Here is a 19653-nt window from a genome sequence, read left to right as displayed (position 1 = left end):
CTCATCGGTCCCGGTCGGGGGTGAGCAGGGGACGCAGCAGCGCGCTCAGCGCGGATGCGCCTGGGTGATGGTCGGGAGCGGGCGGCCCGGACGGTCGGGCCGGTCGCGCCGCTCCGGCTGCTCCGGCCGTTCCGACGAGTCCGGCCGCGATGTCGGCGGCCGTGCGGGCCCGTACGAGAAGTGACGGATCGACGACCAGACCGCAGCGCTGCTCCAGGGCCGTGGCCAGTTCCGCGATCACCAGGGAGTCGAGTCCGAGAGCCTGCAACGGGCGCTCTCCGGGGTCCTCGCCCAGTACGTGGACGAACGCGTCCGTCACGTACGCGCGGAGTTCGGCCGTGTTGTCGTGGTCCTCGCCGTCCCTTGCCATCGCGGTACGGGGTTCCGCCTGCCCGTCGGAAACTTCCGGCACGGCAGCCGTGGGCGCGCTCGCGGACGGGCTCACGGGCGCGCTCGCGGACGGGCTCACGGGCGCGCTCGCGGACGGGCTTCCCGGGAAGATCACCGCGCCTCCCGACCGCAGGTGGTCGAGGAACGCGGCCACCGCCCGGTCGGCGCTGAGGGAGTGCACCGCGGAGAAGGACGCGTCCGCCTCCATGCCGATGCCCGTCCAGTTGGGCCAGGCGTGCGCGGTGACGGTGGTGGTGGCGTCGTTCTCCCGGTCGGCCAGGGCCAGTTGGTAGGCGTTGGCCAGGGCGTAGTCGACCAGCCCCCGGCCGGCCCCGGCCTGTGTGCCCGCGATCGAGGACACCAGCACGACGAACTCGGCGCCCCGCTGCTTCCCCAGCCGCACCGCGTTCAGCGAGCCCGCGACCTTCGGGGCGGTCACCTTGGCGGCGTCGTGCCAGGGCCTGCGGTGCATGGCCCCGAAGGGGTTGACTCCGCCGGAACAGTGCACGACGCCGAGCAGTTGGCCCCATCGGCCGCCCCACTCCTCGGCCACGGCGGTGAGGGCTGTGGTGTCCGCCACGTCGCAGCGCAGGTACTCGACGTCCGCCCGCCGCGCCAGCTCCCGCAGCGGAGCGGAGTCCGCGGCATGGACCGCGGACCTTCCGACGATGCCGACGCGCTTCGCTCCCCGGTCGATCAGCCGCTCGGCCAGGCGCTGCCCGACGGCGCCGAGCCCGCCGGTCACCAAGTAGTAGCCGTCGGTGGACAACTCGTGTGCTGGACCGGGCCGGACGCTCACCGTCTCCGGCACGTACCTGACACCCCGCCGGTACGCCGCGACGACACCGGAGTCCGGGTCGGCAGTCGCACCTCCGCCGTCGGGAATCGAGGCCAGGGCCATGAGCTCCGCGACGATCTGCCGGGCTCGGGCGTCGACGGTGTCTGCCGGATCCAGGTGGACGACCGCGCACGTCTTTCGACTCTCCGCGCAGGCCGCTCGTACGGCCATGGCCTTGGCGGCGGTCTCCGGCCGCAGGGCCGCACGCTCCGCGGCGTGTACTGCCGCACCCCGTTGGCCGGCCCACAGCAGCTTGCCGTTCGACGAGACGGACGACACCAGGGCACCCAACTCGGCCCAGAACGAACCTAGTTCATCCGCGTCACCGATCTCTTCAACGGTCTGTCCGCCGGAGCCGTCCACCATGACGACCGCGTCGGCCGGTTGCCCGGGTGCCGCCAGGAGCACCCCCCGCTCGCGGAGGGCCGCCGTCATCGCGTCCGCCATGAAGGGCTCGGCGGTGACGAGGCGCACGGCGAGGGGGTCCGCCGAGGAGCGGGGCGGGAGTTCCCCCGTACGCCAGACGAGTTGGCGGGCCGCCACGCCCTGCGGGATCTCGGCGTCGGCCTGCGCCGGGGTCCGTACTCCGACTCGATGCATGTGCCAGTACTTCTCTGTGGCGAACGGATACGTCGGGAGGTCCGTGAGGCGTGCTCCCGGTGCGGAGAGCGCGGCCCAGTCGACGTGCGCGTATCCGCCCCTGACCAGATCGACGACCGCCTCCGGGCTCAGGCCGACGACGTTCTCCGCGCTCAGGTCGATGTCGGCGCGGGCCATCGGAACACCGCCCGCGGCGACGTCGCGCAGGGACGCCGCGATCTCTGCGGCGGTGCGTCCGTGCACGGCCGTCTGGAACTCCAGGGGAGAACGGCCGATGTTGGCCGTGTGGCAGAGGTCGGCGGTCTCCCAGCCGTCACCCGCCCTGTCGAACCGGTCTGCGTAGGTGGTGGCGAGAGAGCGCAGTGCGGTCTCGTCGGCCGCGGTGACCCGTACGACATGACTGCCTGCGGTCAGCGGGGGACGGGGCTCCGCCAACGGCGGTTCCTCGACCACCACATGCGCGTTCACGCCTCCCATCCCGAAGGCACTCACCGCCGCACGACGCGGCTCCGCACCACGCGACCACTCCCGCGGCCGGTCCGCCAGATAGAACGGCGTGTTCTCGAAACGAATGTGATCGTTCGGACGCCTCACATGCAACGTCGGCGGAATCACCTCGTGCTCCATCGCCAGCAACACCTTCACCAGCCCCGCCAACCCCGCCGCAGGCTCCAGATGACCGATGTTCGACTTCAACGAACCAATCGCACAGAACTGAGAACGGTCCGTGAACCCACGCCACGCACGCGTCAACCCCTCCACCTCGATCGGATCACCCAGCCCGGTCCCCGTACCGTGCGCCTCCAGCAGACCGATCGACTCCGGCGAAACCCCCGCATCCTCCAACGCCCGGACAATCACCTCCTGCTGCGCCGCACTGCTCGGCACCGTCAACCCACTCGTACGACCCCCGTGATTGACCGCACTCCCGCGGATCACCCCACGAATCCGGTCCCCGTCCCGCAACGCCGCCGACAACGGCTTCACCACCACCGACACCACCCCCTCCCCCGGCACGAACCCGTCCGCACCCACATCGAACGCACGCGACGAACCCGAGGGAGACAGGGCACGCAGGTTCTTCATGGCGGTGTAGTGCAGCGGCGACATGGCCACCCGGACGCCCGCGACGATGGCCTGTTCGCACTCGCCGTCACGGATGCTCCGCACCGCCGTGTGCAGCGCGACCAGCGACGACGAGCACAACGTGTCGATCGTCATGCTCGGACCGCGCAGATCCAGGAAATAGCTCACCCGGTTCGCGAGGAAGGCGTTGTGGTTTCCCAGGCCACTGGCCGCGTCCAGTTCCGGCGCGAGGTTGTAGTCCTTGTAGTGCTGGTAGCTGGCTCCCACGAACACGCCCGTGGAGGAAGGGAGTTGGCGTGGCGGGAGGCCGGCCGATTCGAGCGCCTCCCACGTCGTGCGCAGCAGCCAGCGCGCCTGGGGATCGAGCACCTGGGCCTGCTTGGGGAAGAAGTCGAAGAACCGGGCGTCGAACTCCTCCACGTTGTCGAGGAACCCCCCGACGTCGGGCTCCTCTCCGGCAGCGCGGTCGTCCCAGCGGTGGGCCGGTGCCGGACGGATGCCGGTGCCGCCGCCCGAGAGCAGCGGCCACAGCCCTGCGGTGTCGGGAGCGCCGGGCAGCGCGTGGGCGATCCCGATGATGGCCATGTCCTGCGGCCGCACCGTGCTGTCGGGTACTGGAACGGCCGCGCCGTCGGCGGTCGGTTCCGTCGTCGGCGCCGCCTGTTCCGCCAGTTCCGCCACGTATGCGGCCAGGGTGCGGCAGTCGGCCGCGTCCAGGACGTCCGTGGGGCTCAGCGGCACTCCGTACGACTCTTCGATCCCGGCCGCGACGGTCGTCGCCAGCAGGGAGTCGAGCCCCACGGAGGACAGCGAGGTGGTCGGCATGATGCTGGGATCGTGGAACACGCTCCGCACCAGCTCGACGAGTTCCGCCTCCGCCACCGCGGCCGCTTTCCCGCGCGGGATGGTGGCGCGGGTGCGGGCCGGTGGGAGCGGGTCGGTCACCGTCCGGTACTCGACCGCCTCAAGCCTGACCAGGGCCCGGCCGTCGGCGGACAGCAGGCTCGCGTCGCCGCGTCGCGCGCCGTCCGGCCCCGACCCGCGCGCCTCGAACAGGACGAAGGCCGCACCTGCCGGATCGCCCCACTTCAGCACCCGCCCGATGGAGACCGGCAGATAGGTCGTCGACGCCGCGGCGGGGTCCGCCAGGGTCAGTACGGCCATGCTCTGCAGGGCCGCGTCGAGCGCCACCACCGCGCGCTCCAGCGGGCTGCCCGTGGCGGCCCCGATCCGTGCGAGCACCCGGTCCTGGCCGTAGCGCACTTCGGTGAGGGAACGCAACGGCTCGTCGATGTCCATCGACTTCGCCGCGAACCACGCGTAGAGGCCCTCCGGTTCCAGCGTCCGGCCCAGTTGGGCACGCAGCGCCGCGAGGTCTCGGGTGCCCGCCCCGGTCCCGGCTCCGGCCTCTGCCGCTGCCTCGACCTCGACCTCGACCTCGATACGGGCGATCACTCGGTCTCCGTACCGGAACGTGACCGGACCCCGGCGGGCCGGTTCGTCCAGGTCGCTGCTGAGGCCGTGGTCCCCCGTCCCCCTTCCCGTGAAGGCGATCCGCCCCAGGACGTCGGCCCGTTGGAGCCCGAGCGCCACCGGCAAGGCCCCCGGGACGGTGTCCTCGCCGAACACGCGGTGGGCACGGGACAGCCGGCGTACGACCTCGGTCAGGTCCGCAGCGGGCTCGGCCCCGGACGTGGCCCCGGCGGACCCGGCTCGCTCGGCGGGCTCGGCGGAACCCGTCCGGAAGGGGTAGGCCGGCAGCACGATACGGGCGACCGCCGTGCCGTCGTACACGTCACGCCAGTTCACGTCCGCGCCGCCGACGTGGCGGAGGGCGGCGCGCAGAAGCGCTCCGTCGGTGGTGGCCGACCCGCTCGCCACGGAGGTCTCGCCCCGCACCACGTTCCCGTGGGCCCCGCCCCGGCTCATGGCGTGCTCAAGACCGGTGCTGATCTCCCGGGCCGTGGACCCCAGGACGGCGACGCGGTACCGCTGGTGGTCGCGTCCGACGGCGGCCGAGAAGCAGAGCGCGTCGAGGCTCGGCGACGAGTCCCGCAGCAGCCGGTGGACGTCCGCCTCGCGTCCGGCCAGGGCGTCCGGCGTGTGCCCGGAGAGGACGAGGAGGTGCTCGCCTGCGGCCTCTGACCGGGACGTGTCCCGGTCGGCCCGCCCGGTGTCGTACTCCTCGACGACGATGTGCGCGTTGGTGCCGCCCATGCCGAAGGCGCTGATGCCCGCGCGGCGGGGTCCTTCGGACGTCCACGGCCCCGGTTCGGTCGGGATGACGAAGGGCCCTGCGGACAGGTCCAGGTGCGCACCCGGGGTCTCGAAGCCCGCGAGGGGCGGGATCTCCCGGTGCCGCAGGCAGAGCAGGACCTTGACCAGTCCCGCGAGTCCGCTGGCCGGTTCCAGATGGCCGATGTTGGCCTTCACCGCGCCGATGTGGCACGGGTCGCGGCGGTCCGGGTCGCCACCGAACACCTCGGTCAGCGCGGCGATCTCGATCGGGTCCCCCAGCCGGGTCGCCGTGCCGTGCGTTTCGATCAGGGAGATCTCGGCGGGGGCCACGCCCGCGTCGTCCAGCGCGGCCCGGACCACCGCGGCCTGTGCCTCGCTCCGGGGGACGGGCAGGGCGCTGCCGCGGCCCCCGTGGTTGACCGCCGTGCCCCTGATCACCGCCCAGATCCGGTCCCCGTCCCGCTCGGCGTCCTCAAGACGCTTGAGCATCACCGCCACGGCTCCCTCACCGGGTACGAAGCCGTCGGCCCGGTCGTCGAAGGGGCGCGGCCCGGTCGCGGACAGGGCTCCGAGCTGGCTCAGGCTGCGGTAGTACCAAGGGGTGAGCCCCACGTGGCAGGCCGCCACGAGCGCGGCTCCGCAGGTCCCCGCCCGCAGCGCGGCGACCGCCTGCTGGACGGCGACGAGGGACGAGGAGCACAGGGTGTCGACCGTCTGGGACGGGCCCGTCAGGTCGAGTGCGTAGGAGATCCGGTTGGCCAGCACGGCGTTCAGGGACCCGAGCGCGGTGTGCGGTCCCACCTTCTCCAGGCCCTGGGCGTCCCGGTGGTGGGTGTACGTGGCGCCGACGAAGACGCCGATGTCGCGGAGGCCCGCGAGGCCGCTCTCGTCCCGCACCGCCCAGGCGTGCTCAAGCAGCAGCTTCTGCTGTGCGTCCATCTCCTCGGCCTCGCGTACCGAGATGCCGAAGAAGGCGGGGTCGAAGCGGTCGATGTCGGAGACGAAGGCACCGGTGCGGCAGTAGGTCCCCGTCATGTGGGGGCCGCGCCTCTCGTAGTGCGCGTCGATGTCCCAGCGGTCGGCGGGTACCTCGGTGAACGCGTGGCCGCCGGACCGGAGCAGCGGCCACAGGTCCGCCACGTCGCGGGCACCGGGCAGGTCGCCCGAGACGGCGACCACGGCCACGTCCCTGCCGCGCGCCGTGTCCCCGCCGTCGCGTGGGCCCGCCACGGGTTCGGTCACGACGCTGGGCGGTGCCGGTGCCGGTACGGTCGGGCCGGCATGCGCTGCCGCTTCCACCGGGGCAGTCGGCAGTGCCGGTTCCGCCACCGCGCCGGCCGCCCCGTACCGGTCGACGAGTACCTGCCCGAGTTCCGCGAAGTCGCCGTACTCCAGGAAGAGCGTGGCCGGGAGCTGGATGTCCCACCTGCGGGACAGTGCCTCCGACAGCTCGATGCTCATGATCGAGCTCATGCCGTAGTCCGCCAGGGGCGTCCCGCGGTCGAAGGCGGTGACGCCCAGGTGTTCCGTCAGGAAGCGCTCCAGTTCGGCCTCGACGCGTTCCCTGCCGCCGTCGGCGTGCACGCCGTCGAGGGCTTCGGTGCCGTGTGCGCCGCCGGGCGCCTGCGTCGCGGAGGTGACCGTGACGGTGCTCGGTGCCTCGACGGGCCCGGCCGTGGAGTCGTCCGCGTCGGGGTGCGCGACGACCACCTGCCGCGCGTCCGTCCCCAGTACGGCCATCAAGGCGTCCAGGGCCTCGTCCGTGCCCAGCGGCCGGACGCCCCTGCGCCGGAGCTGTTCCGCGACCGCCGTTCCCATGCCCACCTCGCCCCACAGGCCCCAGTCGACGCTGAGCCACGGCGTGCCGTGGGCGTGCGCGAAGGCGTCGAGGTAGGCGTTGGCGGCGGCGTACCCGCCTTGGCCGAGATTGCCGAAGGTGCCGGAGACCGACGCGAACAGCACGGCGAAGTCGAGGTCCGTTCCCGCGGTGGCGGCGGCCAGTTCACGGACGCCGTCGACCTTGGGCCGCAGCACCGCTTCGACGTCCTCGGCAGCGGCGGTACGGATCAGCCCGTCCTTGAGCGCACCCGCCGCGTGAATCACCCCGTGCAGCTCGCCGAACTCGCCGCGGAAGCGTTCCACCACGGCCGCGAGTTCGCCGGGGACGGTGACGTCCGCGCGGTACGAGACGACGGGGCACCCGCGCGACGCGAGGGCGGCCAGCCGGTCCCGGTCGGCGCCCGCCGCACCGGACCTGCCGACGAGGGCGACGGCGCCGGCGCCCTCTTCCCCGAGACGGCCCGCGACCTCCAGGCCGAGGCCGCCGTGTCCGCCCAGGACGAGATAGCGGCCGCCCGCCCTGACGGGCCGCCGTGCGGGGCGGGCCTGCCGCTCGTGCACGCGGACGGGCACGTGGCGTACGCCCTGCCGGTAGCCGACCTCGGTGGGGCCGTCGCCGAGCTCCGCCAGGAGCCCGGGGTCGAAGGCGTCGTCGAGGTCGACGAGCCGGGGGCGCAGCCCGGGATACTCGATGGCCGCGGTGCGGACGAGACCCCACAGCGCGGCGCGCGCGGGGACGGGCGTGTCCGTGTCCGCCACCGGCTGCGCGGCCCGGGTCACCACGTAGAACCGGGACTTCCGCTGCCGTTCGCCGAGTGTCTTCAGGGCGGCGAGGCAGCCGTAGAGACCGAGGCCGAGGTCCGCCGACTCCGACCGTGCCTCGCGCGGGTCGCCGCTGTTCCACAGGTGGACGACCCCCGCGATCGGGTCGCCGACCGAGTCCCAGAGCTGTCGGAACGCGTTCTCGTCAGGGCGCGGCAGCATGCGGTGGTCGGAGTCCTCGGCGTGCGCGAGGGCCGCGCCGACACCGACCTCGACCACGCGGGCGCCCTCGGCGCGCAGTTGCCGTACGGTGCGCTCCCCCGGGCCGCCGGTCGCGGCGTCGTGCAGCACGACCCACGTGCCGGCCGCGGGTTCGCGCGGCGCTTCGCCGCTGGGCGCCGGGCGCCAGTGGATCTGCGAGATCGGCTGCGGGGCCCGCCGGGCCGCGGGCGCCGAGCTCTTCGCACCGCTCGGCCCGGTCGCGCTGGGCAGCCCGGTCGCGCTGCTCGGCCCGGTCGTCCCGCGCAGACCGGCCGTACTGCGCATCCGCACACCGCGGAACTCCGCGACGACGTCTCCCGAAGGACCCACCAGCAGGGCGTCCGCCGTCGAGTACGCACCGTCGACACCGGTGCGCCGCGCCAGGACGGTGACACCGGTGGCGAGGGCCGACAGTTCGGCGAAGACGGCCAGGCGTGCGATGCCGATCGGCAGCATGGGACGGGGTCCGGCTGCTCGCGAGAGGTCCTGCAGCGCACAGCTCACCACCTGGAACACGCCGTCCACCAGGAGGGGATGCGCGTACCAGGGCAGGGGCTCGGCGTCGGCGCGCAGCCGGGCCCGTGCCTCGCCTTCGCCGACGGCGAGCTCGTGCACCGTACGGAAGTCGGGCCCGTACTCCAGGCCCTCGTGCGACCAACTCCCGTACAACTCCTGTGAGTTGATCGTCCGGGTATGGACGGGCTGCCAGCCGACCGGGGGCGTGACGTCGCCCGCAAGGAGGCGGCCCGTCCCGGTGGACAGAGACTTGCGCTCGCCCGCCACCAAGGTGCTCAGTTCGAAGCGGGTGTCCGCGTGGGTCTCCGTGCTGGCGTCCGCCCCGTGGGTCACGTCCAGCCGGACGGCCGCCGTGGCGTCGTCGGCGAGGGTCAGGGGCCGCAGGAAGGCCACGTCGACGAGCTCCAGCGGGACGAACGGCCTGCGCCGCGCGATGCCCACCATCGCCATCTCCAGCTGCACGGATGCGGGGAGCAACCCGCTGCCGGTGGCGCGGTGTTGGGCGATGAGGGGTTCGTGGCCCGCAAACGTCTTCTCGTACGTCTCGGCTCGGTGCGTCACTGTCCCTCGCTCTGGTGCTCGTAGTGGCGGTCGAACAGCGGGTGGCCCACGGCCCCCGTCGCGGTGCGGCGGCGAGCGGGTGGCGCGGCCAGCTCCTGTCGGTCGAAGGGGTAGGTGGGGATGGTGGTGGTGCGGTGGTGCTTGCCGTGGTGGAGTCCTGGCCAGTCCAGGTCCGAGCCCGTGTGGTTGTGATGGGTCGTCAGAGCGGTGTGCAGCTGGGTCTGGTCGTCGCGCCCGCGCTGCAGCGTGGTGATCCAGACGGGGTGGGGCTCGGGGACGGCGGTACGGGCCAAGGGAGTGAGGTGGGGGTGGGGTCCGATCTCCCAGACGGCGCGGGGATTCGTCTCGCCCAGGACCGCCATGGCTTCGGCGAAGCGGACCGGCCTGCGAATGGCGGCGGCCCAGCGGTCGGGGTCGGTGGCCGAACCGGCCGTGTGCCAGCCCCCGGTGGAGGTGGAGGCGAACGGGATGGTGGGCGCCTGGAGAGCGGTGACGGCCACGGCCTCGGTGAAGGGAGCGACGGCCGGCTCCATGACGGCGGAGTGGAAGGCGTGGCTCACGGTGAGGAGTTGGGTGCGGTGCGGGGTCTGCTCGCAGAACCGGGCGACGGCATCGGCGGGTCCTGTGACGGTGTGGCTGCGCGGAGAGTTGTAGGCGGCGATCTCGACGTCGGGGTGCGCCAGGAGCGCGGCGCCGAGGGTGTCGGTGTCGGTGTGGACGACCGCCATGGCCCCTCCCGCCGACTGGTCCTGCATGAACCGACCGCGCAGCGCCGTCAGTCGGAGCAGGTCGGGGAGGGTGAGCACGCCGGCCGCCCACGCGGCGGTGAGCTCTCCGAGGCTGTGTCCTGCGACGACGTCGGGACGGATCCCCAGGGCGTCGAGCTGGCGCGTCAGGGCGACCTCGACGCTGACGATGGCGATCTGCGCGTACCCGGTCAGGGGCAGGAGGTGGCTGGCGTCGCCGTAGAGCAGGTCGAGCAGCGGTGTGTCGACGTGCGGGGCGAGGAGTTCGGCGCATTCGTCCAGCGCGGCACGGAAGTGCGGCTCGGACGCGTAGAGGCCGTGCCCCATGCCGGGGTACTGGGATCCCTGTCCGGTGAACAGGAAGGCCGTGGTGGCGGGTTTGCCGGTGTGGCGGGTGACGGGCGTCCTGCCCGTGCCGATGTCGGTGAGCCTGGCTGCCAGTTCCTGGGCGGTGGAGCCGCACACCGCCACCCGGTGGCGGTGTGCGGCACGTCCGGTGTTCGCGGTGAAGGCGAAGTCGCCGAGCTGCTCGTCGGTCGTACCAGCCACGTGATCGGCGTAGGTGGTGGCGAGAGAGCGCAGTGCGGTCTCGTCGGCCGCGGTGACCCGTACGACATGACTGCCCGCCGTCAGCGGGGGACGGGGCTCCGCCAACGGCGGTTCCTCGACGACCACATGAGCGTTCACACCTCCCATCCCGAAGGCGCTCACCGCCGCGCGACGCGGCTCCGCACCACGAGGCCACTCCCGCGGCCGGTCCGCGAGATAGAACGGCGTGCTCTCGAAACGAATGTGATCGTTCGGACGCCTCACATGCAGCGTCGGCGGAATCACCTCGTGCTCCATCGCCAGCAACACCTTCACCAGCCCCGCCAACCCCGCCGCAGGCTCCAGATGACCGATGTTCGACTTCAACGAACCAATCGCACAGAACTGAGAACGATCGGTATGCCGACGCCACGCACGCGTCAGACCCTCCACCTCGATCGGATCACCCAACCCCGTACCCGTACCGTGCGCCTCCAGCAGACCGATCGACTCCGGCGAAACCCCCGCATCCTCCAACGCCCGCACAATCACCTCCTGCTGCGCCGCACTGCTCGGCACCGTCAACCCACTCGTACGACCCCCGTGATTGACCGCACTCCCACGAATCACCCCACGCACCCGGTCCCCGTCCCGCAACGCCGCCGACAACGGCTTCACCACCACCGACACCACCCCCTCCCCCGGCACAAACCCATCCGCACCCACATCGAACGCACGCGATGAACCAGAGGGGGAGAACGACCTGAGGCGGGAGCCCAGTTGGAAGTACTGCGGCGACATGCCCATGTGCACGCCCGCGACGATGGCCTGTTCGCACTCGCCGTCACGGATGCTCCGCACCGCCGTGTGCAGCGCGACCAGCGACGACGAGCACAACGTGTCGATCGTCATGCTCGGACCGTGCAGATCCAGGAAGTAGCTCACCCGGTTCGCGAGGATCGCGTTGTGGTTGCCCAGACCCGCCGCCGTCTGTACGACGTCGCCGACGACCACGTCTCGGTAGTGCTGGTAGCTGGCGCCCACGAACACTCCCGTGGACCGGTGCGCCTCGCCTGCCTGGCCCGCGTCCTCCAGCGCGCGCCAGGCGGACTGGATCAGCTGGCGTTGCTGGGGGTCGATCCACTGTGCTTCGGCGGGCGAGAGGCGGAAGAACCCGGCGTCGAACTCGTGGAGCCCTTCGACGAAGCCGGCCCTTCTGAGATACACGGTGCCCGGCTTGCCCTCGGTGCCGTAGTACTCGTCGATGTCCCAGCGGGAAGCGGGCACTTCGCGCAGGCAGTCCTCGCCCGCCAGCAGGACCCGCCACAGGTCTGCGGTGCTCGCCGCGTTCGGGAAGACCCCGTCGAAGCCGACGATGGCGATGTCGTGGAGATCGGTGGCGGCGGTGGCGCCGGCTCCGCCGGGCTCGGATGGCAGGGGACGGGGGGACGCGGAGACGGCGGGCGCGGGGGCGATGGGCTCGGGAGCGGAGGGCTCGGCAGCGGCTGCCTCAGGGACTGAGGGCTCGGGAACGGAGGGCTGGGGAACGGAGGCCTCGGGGACGGCAGCGGCTGCCTCGGAGGCGGTGGCCTCGGCCGGGGCGGTCGTCGCGCCGTACTCGTCGCGCAGTTCGGCGACGAGCCGGTCGACCGTACCGACCTCAAGAACCATCGTGACCGGGATCTCGATGTCCAGCTTCGCCCGGATGTCCTGTGCCAGCGAGACGGCGAGCATGGAATCGAGCCCCTGCTCCTGCAGCGGAACGTCCGTTTCGAGATCGTCGACGCTCATCTCCAGGGCGGACGCGACCCATTGGGCCACGGCCGCGTCGAGTCCACCCGCCCGCCCGAGGTTCGGTACGGGGCGGTGTCCGCTGTGCCCGTGGGGCTCGGCCTGCGGGGTCCTCGGGGCCGGGACGCGCGCGGTCCCCTGGGCCGTCCCCGACCGCGGTGTTCCCGACGGCGGAGGCGGTGCGAGCCGCTTCCAGGTGATGCCGCGCGCCTCCAGCACGGGCCGGTCGCCGTCGAGGATCACCAGACTCGCGGTCAGCAGCCCGGCGTCCGGGCCGGTCTCCCTGTCGCGCTTGGCGTACACGCGGGCGGTGCCGGGAAGGCGGCCGAGGACGGTGAGCCGTTCGATGGCGAAGGGCACGTACAGTCCCTGTGCGCCGCAGGCGGCGAGGGCCACTTGGAACGCTCCGTCCAGCAGCGTGGTGTCCGCCACGCCGACGGGTTCCGCCTCGCTCCGCAGCACGCCCCGCGCCTGTCCCGGCGCGGTGGACAGCGAAGCGACGGTCCTGAAGCCCGCGCCGTAGCCGAGCCCGTCGCGTGCGAAGGCGCGGTACATCGCGTCGAGGTCCACCGGGGCGAAGCCGTTGGCGGGGGCCGGCTCGACGAGCGTCGGCTGCTCGGGGTCGGTCACGTCGGTGTCGCAGACGAGGGAACCGGCGCCGTCGCGGAACAGCACCGCGGTTCCGTCCCGCTCGGCCGACAGGGCCGTACGGGCTTCGACGGCCGCGCGGAAGGTCGTGTCGCGGAGGGTGAACCGGTCCCTGCCGAGGAACTCGGCCACCTTGTTGGGGTACGCGGCCCCGGGCAGTGTCGGCCTGCCGAGCACCACGTGCTCGACGGCTTCCGGGTGCTCCGCCCATGTGTTCGTCGTGCGGGCGGCCTCGTTCCCCGGCTGTTCGGCGGGCTCAAGCCAGAGGTACTTCTCCTCGTGCGGCGCGGTCGGGAAGCGTACGCCCGCACGCCCCGGCCCTGCGGAGATGTCCGCCCCGGCGACGAAGCTGCGTGCCACCGCCGCAAGGTCCGCCCGGCTGGTCGCGCCGCTGATCGCCGTGTCGCCGACCGGCTCCGCCGCCGTACGTTCGTCCGCGGCTGCCACTCCCAGGTAGAGGGAGCGCGTGTCGTCGACACCGGCCAGGAACAGCCGCAGTTTGTCGTCGAGTTGCTCGACGCTGTCCACCACGCAGGCGAACCGGTGGGATGCGGCAGGCCGCAGCAGGCTCGCCCTGCTCAGCGCCGCCAAGGGCGGGCAGTACCCGGAACGCAGCATCAGGACGAGCCGCTGAGCCAGGACGCGAAGGGCCGCGTCCGTGCCCGCCGACAGGGTCAGCAGGCACGGCCCGGCGTCCCTGGTGTCCCCGGCGTCCCCTGTGTCGGCCGGTGTGCCGGGGGCCGCCTCGACGACGGCGTGGGCGTTGGTGCCGCCGAAGCCGAAGCTGCTGACTCCCGCCACCCGGGGTCCGTCCCACGGCAGCAGCCGGTCGGCGACGAACAGGGCGGAGCCTTCGAAGTCGAAGGACTGGTTCGGAGTGCTGTGGTGGAGGGACGGCGGGATGCTCCCGGCCTGCAGCGCGAGGACCGCCTTGATGAGTCCGGCGATCCCCGCGGCGGGTTCCAGGTGGCCGATGTTCGTCTTCACCGAGCCCACGGCGACCGGCTGTTGGACCGGCTCGCCGAGAACCGCGTGCAGCGCTTCGAGTTCGATGAGGTCGCCGAGTTGCGTACCGGTGCCGTGCGCCTCGATGTAGCCGATGTCGCCCGCACCGAGGCCGGCGCCCGACAGCGCCTTGCGCAGCACCGACTCCTGGGCCGGCCTGCTCGGTGCCGTCAGGAAGCCCGCGCGTCCGCCGGTGTGGTTGACCGCGGTGGCGCGGACGACGGCGAGGACCGGGTCCCCGTCGCGTTCGGCGTCGGCGAGCCGCTTGAGGATGACGACACCGCAGCCCTCACCCCGTACGTAACCGTCGGCCGCCTCGTCGAAGGCCCGGCAGACGCCCTGCGGGGACAGCATGCCGTTGCGCGCGAAGGAGCGCGTCTTGTCCGGGGTCAGCACCAGGTTCGCCGCCCCGACCACGGCGGCGTCCACCTCGCCCGACCGCAGGTGCATGGCCGCCTGGTGCAGTGCGACGAGGGACGACGAGCACGCCGTGTCGACGGCGAGGCTCGGCCCCGACCAGTCGAACACGTGCGACAGCCGGTTCGCGACCATGGAGACGGCGGTGCCGGTGGCCACGTGCGGGTCACCGTGGCCGATGCTCCTCGCCACCAGATCCGGGAAGTCGCTCGCGATGGTGCCGACGAAGACGCCGGTGTCGGTCCCGAGCGAGGCCTGGTCGTGGCCGCAGCTTTCGAGTGCCTCGGCCGTCACGCTGAGCAGCAGCCGCTGCAGGGGGTCCAGCCGTCGCGCCTCGCGCTCCGTGAGTCCGAAGCGCGCGGCGTCGAAGAGCTCGACGCCGGTCAGCCAGCCCGCCGGAACGTCGTCGGCTTCGGACCAGAGGTGTCCCCAGCCGCGCTTGCCGGCCGGTGCGGCCCCCACGCTGGAGACGCCGTTGACGAGGTTGGACCAGAACTCGTCCGGTGTGGCGGCCCCGGGGAACCGGCAGGCCATGCCCACCACCGCCAGCGCGTCGTCCGCGCCGCCATGTGCCTGTTCCGGCTCCTGGACCTGCGCCGACCCGTGCGCCGGCGTCAGCTCCTGTCCCGCGTCATCCAGCAGCCGGGCCAGCTTGGCCGGGGTTCCCGTGGCGAAGATCGCCGGAGCGGTGATCTCCATGCCCAGTTCACGGCTGAGCCGCACGGCGGCGACAGCGGCGTTGGCCGAATCGCCCCCGCGGTCGAAGAAGTTGGTCTCCACGTCGAAGCCGGGCTGGTCCACCGTGCGCGCGAAGACCCGCGCGATCGCTTCCGCCAGCTCCCCCGCGGCCATGCCGGTCGCCGCGGTGCCCGCCGGGACAGCCGGTGCTTCCGCCGGGGCGGGAGCCACCGCCGCACTCGCCGGTGCCTCGGTCCGGGCGGTCGCAGGCACGATGTTGTCCCTGGTGGGCTGTGGCAGCCGGGCCCGCGCCACCTTGCTGTTGTCGGTCAGCGGCAGCGCGTCGATGCGTACGTACGCGTCGGGCACCATGTAGTCGGGCAGGGAGCCGCTCACGAACTCGTCCAGTTCGGACTTCGTCGCCGCCGCGTCACCGACCAGATAGGCGGTCAGCCGCGGCTCGCCACGGTCCTCGAACCTCGCCGCTGCGACCACGGCGGCGGTGATGCCGGTGAACCGCTCCAGCACCCGCTCGATCTCCGCGGGCTCGATCCGGTGGCCCCGTACCTTCACCTGGGCGTCGGCTCGGCCGAGCCACTCGACGGCGCCGTCGGCGTGGCGGCGCGCCTCGTCGCCGGTCCGGTACAGCCGCAGACCGGTGGCGGGGTGCGCCACGAAGGCCTCCGCCGTGAGGTCCGGGCGGTGCGCGTAGCCGCGTGCCAGCCCTGCTCCGGAGAGGTACAGCTGGCCCGTCGTGCCCGGGGCGCACTCCTCCCACCGCGCGTCCAGGACGTGGAGTTCCATCCTCGGGAGCGGCTCGCCCAGGGGGACGTAAGGCCCGACGGAGGTGACCCGGTGGCACGAGGCCCAGACGGTGGCCTCGGTCGGCCCGTACAGGTTCCACAGTTCGCGTGCGCCGGTGTGCAGGCGCTCCGCGAGCGCCGGGGGCAGTGCCTCTCCGCCGGAGAGGACGGTGAGTTCCGCGTGCGGGGACCAGTCCGTGTCCAGCAGCAGGCGCCACATGCTCGGGGTCGCCTGGGCCACGGTCGCCCCGCGGGTCAGCTCGGCCAGCCGGCGCGGGTCGCGGGCCTCTTCGCGGGAGGCCAGGGCGACCGTCGCACCGACGGTCAGCGGCAGCAGCAGTTCGAGCAGGGAGATGTCGAACGCGACGGTGGTGTGCGCGAGCACGACGTCGTCGGCCGAGGTGCCCAGCCGTTCGCCGATCCCGACGAGGAGGTTCGCCAGCGCTCCGTGCTCGATCTCCACGCCCTTGGGGTCGCCCGTCGACCCGCTGGTGAACAGCGTGTACGCGAGGTCGCCCGCGCCCACCCGGGGCGGCACCGCCTGGGCGGAGCCGTCCGGTTCGGGCACCCGCAGGACGGCGCCGAGCGACTCGCCCAGGGCGTGCGTCCTGGCGTCGGTGACCAGCAGGTCGCACTGCGAGACCGCCACGTACCGGCGCAGCCGTTCCACGGGATATCCCGGGTCGAGCGGCAGGAAGGAAGCACCGGTCCGCAGGATGCCGAGCAGCGTGGGGAGCAGGTGGACGTCCCGTTCCGTCAGCACGCCGACCACCGATCCGGCCTCGATGCCGTGATCGTGCAGACGGGCGGCGATGGCGTCCGCCCATGCGTCCAGAGCTGCGTAGTCCAGGGTGTGTTCACCGCTGCGCACGGCGGTGGCCGCGGGCCGGTCGGCGACCACGGCGGCGATCAGGTCGAGCACGGTCCCGGACCCGGGCTCGGGCTCGGGCTCGGGCTCGGGCTCGGCGGCCGGGACTTCCAGCGGCCCTGCGGCCCCGGCCGGCTCGCCGTACAGCATCTCCGTCAGGGCAAGGTCCTCGACCCGCTCGGTGAAGGCCAGCGCCTCGTCCCGTTCCATCGCGGTTTCGCGTACGAAGACCGTCGGCGGGCCGTCCTGCGGGCACAGCAGCGCGATCTCGGTGTGCGGTTCGGCGGACGCCTCTTCGCCCGCCAGACGTTCGAGGACCATCACGCTCGTGAAGGTCGGTTCCCCGGAGCCCAGCGGGTGCCCGGCCACTCCGAGGCGGGCCTCAAGGTCACTGGCGTAGCCGTTCCTGGCGAGCGCCGTGTTGAGTTTGTCGTGCAGCGACAGGGTGCTGTCGCCGTCGAAGCGCACGGGGAAGCGCGCGGCCGCGATGCCGTGGGTCTCTTCCGCGAGGACCCGCGCGGACGAAGGCGACCAGGCGAAGTCGAAGGTGCGCTCTTCGGTGCGCTCGGCCACGGCCGCCAGGAAGGCGCGGACGACACCGACCGCCTCCTCGCGCGAGCGCGGCACGAACGCCATCTCGTACCGGCCGTAGTGGGACGCGGCAGCGGAGAAGTCACCGACGGACAGCGGGGCGGGGCGTACCTCCTGCAGCCTGGTGCGCCACCAGGGCTCGTGCGCCCGCAGCTGCTTCTGGGCCGCGGCGACCGCCGCCAGCCGCTGCGCCGTTACGGGCGGCAGCGGGGCTCCCTCGACGACGCCCAGTCGCTGAGCCGCGGCCTGACCGCTCAGCGCGCTCCCGTCGACCGCGGTGAAGTCGCTCAGGACGAGGTCCGCGTCCGGGGCGGACAGCGTGAGCGCGGACGTGGTCACCGACAGCACGGTGGTGGCGCTGCGCGGTTCGTCGCGCGGGACGCGCCTGATCTGCCGGGTGAACACGGCGCCCTGCTCGGTGATGAGCGTGGGCAGCGCCAGCGGGTTGGGGAAGGAGCCGTAGTCCAGCGCCTTGGAGATCCGCGCGGCTTCACCGGCCGTCGTGCCGGCGTGGATGAGTCCGCCGGAGGCCATGCGGGCGGAGCGCCGGTAGAAGCGCCGTTCGCGGGCGGCTGTGTCCACCGGGTCGGGCAGGGTCCGCGCCACGACGTGCGGCACGAGGTCGCCGAAGACGGCAATCCCGTTCTCGGCGCTCTCGTAGGTCAGGGACAGGGCGGTGGAGTGCTCACGGACCGGGAACCAGCGTTCCAGCAGCACGCTTCCGGCATCCACCGCGGTCGTCATCCGGTGCCAGGTCGCCGCGTGCCGTGTCTCGCCCTCGTACAGCGCCCAGGCCGGGACGTGGCTGCCGGAGTACCGGGGCAGGGGTCCGTCGTGGAAGTTGACGGCGGCGACCCTGGGGAGTTCCAGGACCTCGCCGGACAGGATCCGGAAGTTGACCATGCTGAACAGGTAGTCGAAGGGCACCTGCGACAGCGCCGCCGACAGGTCGCCGTGCGGGTCCAGTACGGGGACGGAGTGCTCGCGCGCCCAGGTCGTCACCGCCGGGTCGTCGCTGAAGACGCCTTCGATCCGCACACCGGCGTCGAGGAGCTGTGCGGCGCACTGGGTGAGGACCCGGGTTCCGCCGATCAGGAAGCAGTTGGCCGCCATGGTCATCCCCGGGCCTCGCTGGACTCGACGGACTTGCCGGCCTTGCCGGACCCGACGGACGTGCCGGACCCGACGGACTCGCCCGACCCGACGGACTCGCCGGCTTCGCCGGAGTCGGCTTCGCCCGTGGTCTCGGCGGCGACCCAGGCGTCGATCTGCGAGACGACCTCCTCGTCGAGGGAGAGCTGTCCCGGGGCCCACAGCGGGTTCGACAGACCGCGGTGCGTGCGCTCGCACATCTCCCAGTCCTCGTAGTTCGCCTTGTCCCACAGCGCGAACACGGCCTCGTGGGAGAAGTCGCTCTTGGCCGTCTCCGAGGGGTGGAAGAGCCAGAAGTGCCGGACGAAGCACGTACCCGGACTCTCCGGCCAGACCCACTGCATCATCACGTAGTCGGCGGTGAACCCGAACAGCAGATTGGGCAGGATGGTGATCCAGTTGATCTTCTGCAGGTCCCCTTCGGGCACGAGCGGCATCGGCGAGCGCCCGCTGCGCCCCGTCATGGAGACGGAGTTGTAACCGCCCCGGATCGACTGCCACGCGCCGACGATGTCGCCCTTGAGGCCGTAGGTGCCCGCGTCGTCGAAGTCCGTGATGCGGTGCAGGTCCTTGTGCGCCGTGGGGAAGTGCAGGCTCTCGTTGACGTTGTGCGCGACGAGCTTCCAGTTCGAGGCGACCGGATAGTCCTTCGCCTGTACGCACTCCAGGTCGGCGAGTTCGTAGACGCGCGCGAACTCCCCGAACTCGCCCAGGGAGGTGTCGAGGTCCGGTGCGTCGTCGGAGAAGGCGATGAAGACGACCCCGAACCTGACCTCGGTGCGGACCGGCAGCAGCCCGTTCTTCTCCTTCTCGAAGAAGTGGTCGAAGTAGGTGCCGTTGAGGCTCTTGAGCTTGCCGTTGCGGTCGTACACCCAGCAGTGGTAGAGGCAGACCAGGCTCTGCCGTTTGCCGACGGGCTCCTCCACCAGCTTGTAGCCCCGGTGCCGGCAGTAGTTGTGGTAGGCCTGAATGCCGTCGTCCCCGTGGATGATCAGAACGGATCCGGTGCCGATGTTCAGGGTGCTGTACGCACCCTTCTCCTTGAGCCGGGAGACGTGGTCCACCGGGAGCCAACGCCGGCCGTAGATCCCGGCCATCTCCCGCCGGTGCTGCTCCTCACCGGTGTAGAACTCGTGCGACCTGCCGATACCGCCGGTCTCGAAGTAGGGCCTGTCTTCGTCCTGCTCACTGATCAGGTCGAACATGCTGGACGCGCGTGTCATCTGCTGGGCTCCCTCAAGGGTGAGGCGCATGGATCGCGTGGCGGATTGCCAAGGGCCCCGGGCAACAGAACCGGAGCAGGTGATGCCTGGATGCGTGACGGCACGACGGCCT

3 protein-coding genes are annotated in these 19653 nt (G+C 72.3%); all 3 read right to left on the bottom strand.

Translation table 11 applies throughout. The features are described from left to right. Window position 1: 1 nt before the first annotated feature. Genes ACH4SP_RS07980 through ACH4SP_RS07970 form a run of 3 tightly spaced genes read right to left on the bottom strand, consistent with a single transcriptional unit; the run spans window position 2 to window position 19541 of the window. Window positions 2-9091: an SDR family NAD(P)-dependent oxidoreductase gene (locus ACH4SP_RS07980; protein ID WP_398411188.1), complete on the bottom strand. Its 9090-nt coding sequence runs from the start codon at window positions 9089-9091 to the stop codon at window positions 2-4. After that, window positions 9088-18285, bottom strand: a complete 9198-nt coding sequence (locus ACH4SP_RS07975) for an amino acid adenylation domain-containing protein (protein ID WP_398411182.1) — start codon at window positions 18283-18285, stop codon at window positions 9088-9090. The genes ACH4SP_RS07980 and ACH4SP_RS07975 overlap by 4 nt, the downstream gene beginning before the upstream one ends. Next, window positions 18282-19541, bottom strand: a complete 1260-nt coding sequence (locus tag ACH4SP_RS07970) for an SRPBCC family protein (protein WP_398411180.1) — start codon at window positions 19539-19541, stop codon at window positions 18282-18284. Before ACH4SP_RS07970 ends, ACH4SP_RS07975 begins: the two co-directional genes overlap by 4 nt. Window positions 19542-19653 lie beyond the last annotated feature (112 nt).

The organism is Streptomyces sp. NPDC021093 (genome assembly GCF_044333135.1).
GTDB lineage: Bacteria > Actinomycetota > Actinomycetes > Streptomycetales > Streptomycetaceae > Streptomyces.
Note: the sequence above shows the minus strand (reverse complement) of the source record. Positions and strands in the feature narration are given on the sequence as shown.